Below are 9579 nucleotides of genomic sequence, written 5' to 3' on the forward strand. Positions count from 1 at the left end.
ATGGGACAGAAAATCCATCCGACCGGCTTCCGTCTTTCGGTAAGCCGCAACTGGGGCAGCCGCTGGTACGCGAACAACCGCGACTTCGCCGGCATGCTGGCCGAGGACATCAAGGTCCGCGACTACCTGAAGTCCAAGCTGAAGAACGCCGCGGTCTCGCGCGTGCTGATCGAGCGCCCGGCCAAGAACGCGCGCATCACGATCTACTCCGCCCGCCCGGGCGTGGTGATCGGCAAGAAGGGCGAGGACATCGAGAACCTGAAGAAGGAACTCGCCACCCGCCTGGGCGTGCCGGTCGCGGTGAACATCGAGGAAGTGCGCAAGCCGGAAGTCGATGCCCAGCTGATCGCCGACAGCATCACCCAGCAGCTCGAGAAGCGCATCATGTTCCGCCGCGCGATGAAGCGCGCGATGCAGAACGCGATGCGCCTGGGCGCGCAGGGCATCAAGATCATGTCGTCGGGCCGCCTGAACGGCATCGAGATCGCGCGCACCGAGTGGTACCGCGAAGGCCGCGTGCCGCTGCATACGCTGCGCGCCGACATCGACTACGGCTTCTCCGAAGCCAAGACCACCTACGGCGTCATCGGCGTCAAGGTGTGGGTCTACAAGGGCGACACCCTGGGTCGCAGCGACGCGCCGTCCCTGGACAGCACGCCGCGTCCCGAGGGCGAAGAGCGCCGCGGTCCGCGCGGTCCGCGCCGCGACGGCGACCGCCGTGGCGGCCCCGGCGGTGATCGCCGTCCGTCGCGTGGTCCTCGCGGCGGTGCCGGCGCCGGCACCAGCAATGCCGCCCCCGCAGACGGCAGCGACAAGCCGCAGGAAGCCACTGGAGGCGCGGAAGCGCCGAAAACCACCGTTAAGCGCGTGCCCCGCAAGGTCAGCGCCGCGCCGGCCGCTCCCGCGACCGACGGTAAAGGAGAGTAAACATGCTGCAACCCGCTCGCCGGAAATTCCGCAAAGAGCAGAAGGGCCGCAACACCGGCATCGCGACGCGTGGCAACACCGTGGCGTTCGGTGACTTCGGCCTCAAGTCCACCGACCGCGGCCGCCTCACGGCGCGCCAGATCGAGGCCGCGCGCCGCGCGATTTCCCGTCACGTCAAGCGTGGCGGCCGCATCTGGATCCGCGTGTTCCCCGACAAGCCGATCAGCCAGAAGCCGGCCGAAGTCCGCATGGGCAACGGCAAGGGCAACCCCGAGTACTACGTCGCCGAGATCCAGCCGGGCAAGGTGCTGTACGAGATCGTGGGCGTGCCCGAGGAACTGGCGCGCGAGGCGTTCAAGCTGGCCGCGGCCAAGCTGCCCCTGCGCACCACGTTCGTGTCCCGCATGATCGGCGCCTAAGGAGAGACCTCATGACCAAAGCTGCCGACCTGCGCCAGAAAGACGTTGCCGGCCTCGAGGAAGAGGTCAAGTCGCTGCAGCGCGCCCACTTCGGGCTGCGCATGCAGAAGGCGACGCAACAGCTCAGCAACACCGCCTCGCTGCGCGTCACGCGCCGCGACATCGCCCGCGCCAAGACCCTCCTGGTCCAGAAGCGCGCGGAATCCGCCGCCAAGTCGAACAAGGAGTGAACATGACGGAAGCCAGACCCTCCCTCAAGCGCACCCTCGTCGGCAAGGTGGTGAGCGACAAGCGCGCCAAGACCGTGACGGTGCTGGTGGAGCGTCGTGTGAAGCACGAGCTCTACGGCAAGATCGTTGCCAAGTCCAGCAAGTACCACGCCCATGACGAAACTGGCGAGTTCCATGTGGGCGACCTGATCGAGATCACCGAAAGCCGGCCGATCTCCAAGACCAAGAACTGGGTCGCGACCCGCCTGGTCCAGAAGGCCGAGACGGTTTAATCCCGCCTCTGCATGCAGCCTCTCAAACGGCCCACAATGTGGGCCGTTTGTTTTTTTCAGCCACCCCCAACGAGGAGATCGCCATGATCAAGGTCGGAGACCCGCTGCCGGACGTCACGCTGCAGGAGTATTCGGAAGTCGAAGGCAACGGCTGCAGCATCGGGCCGAATCCGGTGAAGGTGAAGGAAGCCACCGCCGGAAAGACCATCGCGCTGTTCGCGCTGCCGGGCGCGTTCACGCCCACCTGCTCGGCCAAGCACGTGCCCGGCTACATCCAGAAGTTCGACGACCTGAAGAAGGCCGGCGTGGATGAGATCTGGTGCGTGAGCGTCAACGACGCGTTCGTGATGGGCGCCTGGGCGCGCGACCAGAAGAGCGGCGGCAAGGTCCGCATGCTGGCCGACGGCAGCGCCGAGTTCGCCAAGGCCACCGGCCTCACGATGGACCTGTCCGCCCGGGGCATGGGCGTGCGCAGCGCGCGCTATTCGATGCTGGTCAAGGATGGCAAGGTCGCCAGCCTGAACGTGGAAGCGCCGGGCAAGTTCGAGGTGAGTGACGCGGAGACACTGCTGGCCCAGACGCGCGGCTGATTTACTTCCCCTCTCCCTCCGGGGAGAGGGAGCGCGAGCTACAGGTCCACCTTCAGGTAGTGCGCCCCCGGAATGGGGTTGTGGTAGTACGGCTCGATCGCCTCGAAGCCCAAGTCGTCGTACAGCGCACGCGCGGCTTCCATGTCGTCCAGCGTGTCCAGCAGCACGCAGTCGTAGCCCTCGCGGCGTGCGACGTCCAGCACCGCTTCCGCCAGTTGCCGCCCCAAGCCGAAGCCGCGGAAGGCCTTGCGGACGTACAGCCGCTTCATCTCGGCGGCGCCGGGATAGTCGCTCGAATCCAGCGGACGCAGCGCGCAGCAGCCGGCGACGGCGCCGTCCACCTTGGCCAGCAGCAGGGCGCCGCGCGGCGCGGCGTAGTCGCCCGGCAGCGAGGCCAGCTCCTCTTCGAATCCCTGGAAACAAAGGTCCACGCCCAGACCTCTCGCGTATTCCCGGAAGATGTCCCGGGTGGCGTCCAGCTCGTGCGCGGTGCTGGGGGTCATCAGCTCGATGACCGGTAACTCGGCCGTGATCAATGCAGTGTTTGGAAATGTCGGGCCGGCCAGTTTAGCGACAGGCCGCCGCGCGGTTCAACCTCAGCAGGTGCTACTTGACGATCCACCAGACGAAGCTGGCGCAGGCGGCGAACACCGCCAGCGCGAGCCCGCGCGAAGCGGCGTCATCCCGAGAAGGCTGCGCCGGCGCGGGCACCTGCTTGTCGCCCGCCACCATGGCGCGAACCAGGTTCTCGCGCTTCCTGAAGAGGTAGTACAGCACCGCGACGATGTGCAGAACCACGAGCGCCAGCAGGATCCACTGCCCGACCCGCTTGTGGTACCAGGTGGCCGCCAGCCCCTTGCTCGTGCTGACGAAGCGGTTCAGAGGCCCCGTGAACGCACTCTCGTCGTCGCTTACGAGCCCGGTCCCCACCTGCGCGATCAGGAACGCGAGCATCGCGAAAACCGAGCCCGCGCCCAGCGGGTTGTGGCCCACCAGGTGGTCCGGATGCGAGCGCCCGCGCAGGTAGGCCACCACGCTCGCCGGCGAGTACAGGAAGGAGGCGAAACGCGACCAGCGCCCGCCGATGAAGCCCCACACCAGACGGAAGAGCAGGAGGGCGCACACCGTGTAGCCCAGCCGCGCATGCCAGTCGAGGCCGGTCTCCGAGTACGCCGTGATCGCCAGCCCGATCACGCAGGCCACCAGCGCCCAGTGAAAGAGGCGGGTCGGCAGGTCCCAGACGCGTACCGTGGATGCCATGTGTTCTTCTCCTTTGCGGCGCAGATTGTGCGTGGAATCGGCGGTTGGGCCGCGGGTCCGTACATTCCCTAGGGCCAGTGCCGAGCACAACTTTTGGTACAAACGCGAGGCTGGCAGCACCCGCCCAGTTCCTCTTGATCGGAGAAAAGCAATGAGACTGATCGCTTCCCTGACCCTTGCGGCCGCTGCGGCCGTCGCCGTACCTGCCCTGGCGCAGGTCTCGTTCCAGAAGCCCGAGGACGCCATCAAGTACCGCCAGGGCGCGCTGCGCGTGATGGGGGCGCACTACGGCGCGCTGGGCGCCATGGCCACCGGCAAGGCGCCGTTCGACGCCACGGCCGCTTCGCGCCACGCCGATGTGATCCAGCTCGTCTCCACCTTGCCCTGGTCCGCTTTCACGCCGGGCACCGACAAGGGCGAGACGCGCGCGAAGCCGGAGATCTGGCAGGAAGAGGCCAAGTTCAAGCAGGCCCACGAAAGGGCCGTGTCCGAGGTGGGCAAGATCGCCGCCGCGGCCAAGACCGGCAGCCTCGACAACCTCAAGGCCGCCTGGGGTTCGAATTCCGGCAGCTGCAAGAACTGCCACGACAACTTCCGCAAGGACCAGTGAGCCCTTCCCGGGACGCATGAAAGAAAGCCCCGCACGCGGGGCTTTTCGTTTCCGGGGTGTCGCTCTCGCTCAGGTTTCCGCGAGCAGCTTCTCGATCAGCTGGTGCAGCTCCGCGAAGTCCGGTTCCCCCACGTAGCGCTTCACGATCTCGCCCCGCTTGTTGACGATGTACGTCGTGGGCGTCAGCTGCACGTCGCCCCAGGCCTTGGCCACCGCGCCGGTGTTGTCGATCGCCACCTGGAAGGGCAGTTTGCGCGTCTGGGCGAAGTTCACCACGTAGCTCGGCGGGTCGTAGCTCATCGCCACTGCCAGTGTGTCGTAGCCGCGGGCCTTGTACTTGTCGTGGGTGGCGGCGATCTTGGGCATCTCGCCGACGCAGGTGACGCAGCTGGTGGCCCAGAAATTCACCAGCGTCACGCGGCCCTTCAGGTCGTCGGTGGTCCGCTTCGAACCGTCGAGCAGGACGAAGGTGGAGGTCGGCGCTTTTTCGATCCCGGTGGTCCACACCACGGCGGCGCCCACCGCCAGTGCGGCAGCGACCATGGCGCCGATCAGAGCTTTCTTCATGACTTTCGGAGTGTACGTGCGGGTGTGATCTCGCCGCCCGCGGAAGGTTTCTCTGCAGTGCTCAGGCGCAGCGCAGCAGGATCTGCGTCAGCTCCGCCGGCAGGGTCACCATCGGGTCGTGGCCGGTGGGCAGCTCGACGACCTGCGCGCCGCCGCCCCGGTGCCACTCGCCGCCCCAGAGTTTCGGGTCGGTCACGCGCGGCCGGATGGCGTCGATGGTGGGCAGCGGCGGCTGGATGCAGCTGACGAAGGTGCGCGGGACGGCCGCGACGCGGGAGGGATCGAAATCCAGCGGCGCGTCGTAGCAGTGGCCCGGATGGGCCGTGAGCCTGCGCTTGACCCATTCGTAGTCGGCGCCCTTCAGGCCGTAGTTGTTCGGGTCGGGCGCGGGTAGGGCGTAGTCCTCGGAAGCCTCGGCGGACGCGAGCCGCGCCTCGCGCACGGCGCGCGAATGCGTGCTGCCCCAGCTCTCGCCCGGGCGCGGAACGACCGCGTCCACGTACACCAGGTGGCGCAGCCGGGCGCCGAACCGGTCGGCGATCGCGGTGCCGATCATCCCGGCGTAGGAGTGGACGGCGAGCACGACCTGGTCCATCTCCTCCACCTCGATCGCGGCCCGGACGTCCTCGATGTGCGTCTCCAGCGTGATCGCGGGCGAGAGCAGGTGGGCCCGTTCGCCGACGCCCGTGAGCGTCACCGCGTGAGCGCGGTGGCCCTCGCGGGCGAGCGCTTCCACGACCCGCCGCCAGCACCATCCGCCATGCCACGCGCCATGGACCAGCACGAAGTCCGCCATGTCAGATCACCCCTTCCTGCCGCAACGCCCCGATGCGCGCGGCATCCCAGCCGAGCACGACGGCCAGGACTTCGTCCGTGTGCTGCCCCAGCAGTGGCGGCGGCATCTCGTGCCTTACCGGCGTCGCGCTCAGCTTGATCGGGCTGCCCACCAGCCGCAGCCCGGGCGAGAGCGGATGCTCCCACTCGTCGACCATGCCGCGCTCGCGCACATGCGGATCGGCGAACACCTCGGCCAGGTTGTTGATCGCGCCGCACGGCACCTTGGCCGCCTCGAGCGCCGGCAGCCACTGCGCCTTCGGCCGCGTCTTCATCACCGCTTCCAGCATCGGCACCAGCACCGCCCGGTTCCGCACGCGATCCTGGTTGCGAGCGAAACGCTCGTCGCGCGCCAGTTCCGGCCGGCCCGCCACCTCGCAGAACTTGGCGAACTGGCTGTCGTTGCCGACTGCGAGGATCAGGAAGTCCTTGTGCCCGTCGTCGGCGGGCGCGACCTCGAACACCTGGTACGGCACGATGTTCTGGTGCGCATTGCCCGCTCGCCCGGGCACCTTGCCGCTGACCAGGTAGTTGGCGCCCAGGTTCGCCAGCATCGCGACCTGCGTGTCCAGCAGCGCCATGTCGACGTGCTGGCCCTCGCCGGTGCGCTCCGCGTGGCGCAGCGCCGCCAGGATCGCGACGCTGGCGTACATGCCGGTGAACAGGTCGGCGACCGCCACGCCCACCTTCTGCGGTCCGCCGCCGAGGTCGTCGCGCTCGCCGGTGATGCTCATCAGGCCGCCCATGCCCTGCACGGCGTAGTCGTAGCCGGCACGCTCGCGGTAGGGGCCGGTCTGGCCGAAGCCGGTGACGCTGCAATAGACGAGCTTCGGGTTCAACTCGCGCATCGAGGCGTAGTCGAGGCCATAGCGCGCCATGTCGCCGACCTTGAAGTTCTCGACGAAGACGTGGCAGTGCTTTGCGAGTTCGCACACCAGCGCCTGCCCGGCGGGCTGGGCGATGTCGCAGGTCAGGGACCGCTTGTTCCGGTTGGTGCCCAGGTAGTAGGCCGCTTCGCGCGTGTCGCGGCCCTGGGCATCCTGCAGGAAGGGCGGGCCCCAGCTGCGCGTGTCGTCGCCGCTGCCGGGGCGCTCGACCTTGATCACGTCCGCGCCCAGGTCCGCCAGTGTCTGCGTGCACCAGGGGCCGGCGAGCACGCGCGAGAGGTCGAGGATGCGGATGCCGTCGAGCGATGTCATGCCCTCATTCTCCGATGGAACCGACCGTATGATCGGCCGATGCACCGTTCCTGTGCAGCGCTCCTGCTGCTGCTCGCGGCGGCCACCGGCTGCAGCCCCACGTTCAACTGGCGCGAAGTGCGCGCCGAACCTTCCGGCCTGAAAGCGATGCTGCCGTGCAAGCCGGACAAGGGCGCGCGCCGCGTCCCGATGGCTGGGCTTGAAGTCGAGCTGTCCGTGGTCGGCTGCGATACCGGAGGCGCCACTTTCGCGGTCCTTCAAGCCGAGCTGGCCGAGCCGTCGGCGGCCGAAGAGGTGCTGACCCAGTGGAACCGCGCGACGCTGGCCAACATGAAGGCGGAGGGCTCGCGGGCGCGGTCCTTCGTGCCGCCGGGAGCGGACCCGCTGCCTTCGTCGCAGCGGGTGAGCGCGCAAGGCCGCCGCGCCAACGGTTCGCTGGTGCGCGGCGAGGCGGCCTACTTCGCGCGCGGCCGCCATGTCTACCAGGCCGTCGTGTATGCCGACGATCCCCAGCCCGACCAGCTGCAGCCGTTCTTCGAAGGACTGAAGCTCCCATGAGCCGCCCGGCCGACCGAACCGCGACCGCCCCGGCAGGCGCCGCTTTGGCCGACACCCTGCTGTCGCGCCGCGGCGCGATCGTGGTCTTCCTGGCATTCGCGTTCGCCTATTTCTTCTCCGCGCTCGTTCGAGCCGTCACAGCGACCCTGGCGCCGACGCTCACCCCCGAATTCGGCCTCACGGCGCGTGACCTGGGCTTGCTGGCCGGCGGCTATTTCTTCGGCTTCGCGGCAACCCAGCTGCCGCTGGGCAACTGGCTCGACCGGCACGGGCCCAAGAAGGTGATCCTGGCGTTCCTGCTGATCGCGGTGCTGGGCTGCGTCGCGTTCTCGATGGCGACCAGCTTCCCGGCGCTGCTGGCCGCTCGCGTGCTTTGCGGCGTGGGTGTCAGCGCCTGCCTGATGGCGCCGCTCACCGGCTTTCGCCGCTGGCTGACGCCGGGCGCGCAGCTGCGTGCCAACTCGTGGATGCTGATGACCGGGTCGTTCGGCATGCTGGCCTCCACGCTGCCCGTGCAGTGGCTGGTGCCGGTGGTCGGCTGGCGGCCGCTGTTCTGGGGCCTGGCGGTCCTGACGGCGCTGGCCATGGCCGTGATCGCTTGGCGCGTGCCGGGGTGGCAGGCGGCGCCCGCGCCTACCGGGTCCTCGAAGGGTTCCTACGCCGAGGTCTGGCGCAACCCGTACTTCCGTCGCATGACGCCCCTGGGCTTCTTCACCTACGGCGGGATGATCGCGGTGCAGACGCTCTGGGCCGGCCCGTGGATGGTGCGCGTCGCCGGTTACGAGCCGGTGGCCTCGGCGGCGGGCCTGTTCACGATCAACCTGGCCATGCTGGTCACCTTCTGGACCTGGGGCATGCTCAACCCGTACCTGGCGCGCCGCGGCGTCGACACCGACCGGCTGATCGCCTGGGGCGTGCCCTGGCACCTGCTGGTGCTGGCCGGCATCGTGCTGGCCGGCCCGGCCGCCGGGGCTGCCGCCCTGGCGCTGTTCTGCATGTCCACCACCTTCGTGTCACTGGCCCAGCCGGCCGTGGGCATGGCCTTCCCCGCGGCGCTGGCCGGCCGGGCGTTGTCCGCCTACAACCTGGTCATCTTCCTGGGCGTGTTCGTAATGCAGTGGGGCATCGGGCTGCTGGTCGACGGGTTCGGTGCGATGGGGTGGTCGGTCGTGGCGTCGTTTCGTGGCGCGATGGCGGTGTTCCTGGCCTGCAGCGCGGCGTCGTATGCGTGGTTCCTGATGGGGAGCCGCGATAATCGAACGGACCCCCGCCCCGCCTCGCCATGAACGCGATCCTGATCATCGGCCACGCACCGCTCGCGCATGCGCTGCGGCAGTGCGCGCTGCACGTGTTCCCGGATTGCGCTTCGTCGGTGGCGGCCATCGACGTGCAGCCGAACCTGTCGCCCGAGGAGACGCTGGCCACGGCGCGCATCGCGATGCAGCAGCTCACGCAGGCGCCCGGCGTCAAGGGCGTGCTCGTGCTCACCGACATCTTCGGGGCGACGCCGAGCAACGTCGCTCAGAAGCTGGTGGACGGCGTGACGTCGCGCCTGATCACCGGCGTGAACCTGCCGATGCTGCTGCGCACGGTGAGCTATCGCCATGAGCCTCTCGATGCGCTGGTCTCGCGCGCCGTGATCGGCGGCACCCAGGGCGTGATGCAGGTGGCCGTCACCGCGCCGCAGAACCAGCCCCGCCGCAGCCATGATCCGGACGAAAACGACCATCAGCAATAAGCTGGGCCTGCACGCCCGCGCCTCGGCCAAGCTCACCAAGCTGGCCGGCACCTATCCCTGCGAGGTCTGGATGTCCAAGGGCGACCGGCGCGTCAATGCCAAGAGCATCATGGGCGTGATGATGCTGGCCGCGGGCGTGGGCAGCGAAGTCGTGCTGGAGACGGAAGGCGAGCGGGAGCAGGAGGCGATGAATGCGCTCTTGACCCTTATCGAAGACAAGTTCGGGGAAGGCGAATGAGGACCCCCACGCTCCCCCACTTCGTGTGGCTCGCTGGCCTTGCAGGCCGCGGCGCAGCCAGAGTCTGCGCCTTTTCGGCCCGTCCAAGCCTGCGCATGCAGGCTTGGGGCCGCGGGCCTCAGCCCCGAGGGGGCCGC

At 68.6% G+C, this 9579-nt stretch carries 15 protein-coding genes; 10 read left to right on the forward strand and 5 right to left on the reverse strand.

Features of this window, described 5'->3' with window-relative positions:
- The 5 genes from rpsC to EZ313_RS10270 all read left to right on the forward strand — a co-directional run bounded on the left by rpsC (position 1) and on the right by EZ313_RS10270 (position 2438).
- Positions 1–927 (forward strand): 30S ribosomal protein S3, encoded by a 927-nt coding sequence (gene rpsC, locus EZ313_RS10250; protein WP_135263052.1) that lies wholly within the window; start codon positions 1–3, stop codon positions 925–927.
- A 2-nt stretch (positions 928–929) separates the two neighbouring features.
- On the forward strand, positions 930–1346 hold the full coding sequence (gene rplP, locus EZ313_RS10255) for a 50S ribosomal protein L16 (RefSeq protein WP_135263053.1): 417 nt from the start codon (positions 930–932) through the stop codon (positions 1344–1346).
- 11 nt (positions 1347–1357) lie between these two features.
- Positions 1358–1576, forward strand: a complete 219-nt coding sequence (rpmC, locus tag EZ313_RS10260; protein WP_135263054.1) for a 50S ribosomal protein L29 — start codon at positions 1358–1360, stop codon at positions 1574–1576.
- 2 nt (positions 1577–1578) lie between these two features.
- On the forward strand, positions 1579–1848 hold the full coding sequence (gene rpsQ, locus EZ313_RS10265; RefSeq protein ID WP_135263055.1) for a 30S ribosomal protein S17: 270 nt from the start codon (positions 1579–1581) through the stop codon (positions 1846–1848).
- An 83-nt stretch (positions 1849–1931) separates the two neighbouring features.
- A complete protein-coding gene (locus EZ313_RS10270; protein WP_135263056.1) occupies positions 1932–2438 on the forward strand; it encodes a peroxiredoxin in 507 nt (168 codons plus the stop codon).
- A gap of 38 nt (positions 2439–2476) precedes the next feature.
- Here EZ313_RS10270 and EZ313_RS10275 read toward each other — a convergent pair whose 3' ends face one another.
- Together EZ313_RS10275 and EZ313_RS10280 are read right to left on the reverse strand one after the other, a co-directional pair.
- Entirely contained in the window at positions 2477–2941 is a 465-nt protein-coding gene (locus tag EZ313_RS10275; RefSeq protein ID WP_135263057.1) for a GNAT family N-acetyltransferase, read from the reverse strand.
- Between the two features lie 103 nt (positions 2942–3044).
- On the reverse strand, positions 3045–3698 hold the full coding sequence (locus EZ313_RS10280; RefSeq protein ID WP_135263058.1) for a cytochrome b/b6 domain-containing protein: 654 nt from the start codon (positions 3696–3698) through the stop codon (positions 3045–3047).
- Between the two features lie 151 nt (positions 3699–3849).
- Here EZ313_RS10280 and EZ313_RS10285 point away from each other — a divergent pair, with 151 nt between their 5' ends.
- Complete coding sequence (locus tag EZ313_RS10285; RefSeq protein ID WP_135263059.1) at positions 3850–4308, forward strand: c-type cytochrome; 459 nt, start codon at positions 3850–3852, stop codon at positions 4306–4308.
- 69 nt (positions 4309–4377) lie between these two features.
- On the opposite strand, the gene EZ313_RS10290 is transcribed toward EZ313_RS10285, so the two are convergent.
- From EZ313_RS10290 to EZ313_RS10300, 3 genes are all read right to left on the reverse strand, one after another.
- Positions 4378–4875 (reverse strand): TlpA disulfide reductase family protein, encoded by a 498-nt coding sequence (locus EZ313_RS10290; RefSeq protein WP_135263060.1) that lies wholly within the window; start codon positions 4873–4875, stop codon positions 4378–4380.
- Between the two features lie 61 nt (positions 4876–4936).
- The gene (locus tag EZ313_RS10295; protein ID WP_135263061.1) at positions 4937–5671 is read right to left on the reverse strand and encodes an alpha/beta hydrolase; all 735 of its coding nucleotides are present in this window, start codon (positions 5669–5671) and stop codon (positions 4937–4939) included.
- A gap of 1 nt (position 5672) precedes the next feature.
- Positions 5673–6908 carry a CaiB/BaiF CoA transferase family protein gene (locus tag EZ313_RS10300; protein WP_135263062.1) on the reverse strand — a complete coding sequence of 412 codons (1236 nt, stop codon included), beginning with the start codon at positions 6906–6908 and terminating at the stop codon, positions 5673–5675.
- Positions 6909–6947: 39 nt separating this feature from the next.
- On the opposite strand from EZ313_RS10300, the gene EZ313_RS10305 reads away from it, so the two are divergent.
- The 4 genes from EZ313_RS10305 to EZ313_RS10320 are packed head-to-tail and all read left to right on the forward strand — an operon-like array spanning position 6948 to position 9442.
- The gene (locus EZ313_RS10305) at positions 6948–7466 is read left to right on the forward strand and encodes a hypothetical protein (RefSeq protein ID WP_135263063.1); all 519 of its coding nucleotides are present in this window, start codon (positions 6948–6950) and stop codon (positions 7464–7466) included.
- Positions 7463–8752, forward strand: coding sequence for an MFS transporter (locus EZ313_RS10310; RefSeq protein ID WP_135263064.1), 1290 nt, complete (start codon positions 7463–7465; stop codon positions 8750–8752). Before EZ313_RS10305 ends, EZ313_RS10310 begins: the two co-directional genes overlap by 4 nt.
- Positions 8749–9204, forward strand: a complete 456-nt coding sequence (locus tag EZ313_RS10315; RefSeq protein WP_135263065.1) for a PTS sugar transporter subunit IIA — start codon at positions 8749–8751, stop codon at positions 9202–9204. The genes EZ313_RS10310 and EZ313_RS10315 overlap by 4 nt, the downstream gene beginning before the upstream one ends.
- The gene (locus EZ313_RS10320; RefSeq protein WP_135263066.1) at positions 9173–9442 is read left to right on the forward strand and encodes an HPr family phosphocarrier protein; all 270 of its coding nucleotides are present in this window, start codon (positions 9173–9175) and stop codon (positions 9440–9442) included. The genes EZ313_RS10315 and EZ313_RS10320 overlap by 32 nt, the downstream gene beginning before the upstream one ends.
- The last annotated feature ends 137 nt before the right edge of the window (positions 9443–9579 follow it).

The organism is Ramlibacter henchirensis (genome assembly GCF_004682015.1).
Lineage (GTDB): Bacteria > Pseudomonadota > Gammaproteobacteria > Burkholderiales > Burkholderiaceae_C > Ramlibacter > Ramlibacter henchirensis.

Coding starts and splice junctions, on each gene's coding strand:
- rpsC (WP_135263052.1), top strand. CDS start 1: ATGGGACAGAAAATCCATCCGACCGGCTTCCGTCTTTCGGTAAGCCGC.
- rplP (WP_135263053.1), top strand. CDS start 930: ATGCTGCAACCCGCTCGCCGGAAATTCCGCAAAGAGCAGAAGGGCCGC.
- rpmC (WP_135263054.1), top strand. CDS start 1,358: ATGACCAAAGCTGCCGACCTGCGCCAGAAAGACGTTGCCGGCCTCGAG.
- rpsQ (WP_135263055.1), top strand. CDS start 1,579: ATGACGGAAGCCAGACCCTCCCTCAAGCGCACCCTCGTCGGCAAGGTG.
- EZ313_RS10270 (WP_135263056.1), top strand. CDS start 1,932: ATGATCAAGGTCGGAGACCCGCTGCCGGACGTCACGCTGCAGGAGTAT.
- EZ313_RS10275 (WP_135263057.1), bottom strand. CDS start 2,941: ATGACCCCCAGCACCGCGCACGAGCTGGACGCCACCCGGGACATCTTC.
- EZ313_RS10280 (WP_135263058.1), bottom strand. CDS start 3,698: ATGGCATCCACGGTACGCGTCTGGGACCTGCCGACCCGCCTCTTTCAC.
- EZ313_RS10285 (WP_135263059.1), top strand. CDS start 3,850: ATGAGACTGATCGCTTCCCTGACCCTTGCGGCCGCTGCGGCCGTCGCC.
- EZ313_RS10290 (WP_135263060.1), bottom strand. CDS start 4,875: ATGAAGAAAGCTCTGATCGGCGCCATGGTCGCTGCCGCACTGGCGGTG.
- EZ313_RS10295 (WP_135263061.1), bottom strand. CDS start 5,671: ATGGCGGACTTCGTGCTGGTCCATGGCGCGTGGCATGGCGGATGGTGC.
- EZ313_RS10300 (WP_135263062.1), bottom strand. CDS start 6,908: ATGACATCGCTCGACGGCATCCGCATCCTCGACCTCTCGCGCGTGCTC.
- EZ313_RS10305 (WP_135263063.1), top strand. CDS start 6,948: ATGCACCGTTCCTGTGCAGCGCTCCTGCTGCTGCTCGCGGCGGCCACC.
- EZ313_RS10310 (WP_135263064.1), top strand. CDS start 7,463: ATGAGCCGCCCGGCCGACCGAACCGCGACCGCCCCGGCAGGCGCCGCT.
- EZ313_RS10315 (WP_135263065.1), top strand. CDS start 8,749: ATGAACGCGATCCTGATCATCGGCCACGCACCGCTCGCGCATGCGCTG.
- EZ313_RS10320 (WP_135263066.1), top strand. CDS start 9,173: ATGATCCGGACGAAAACGACCATCAGCAATAAGCTGGGCCTGCACGCC.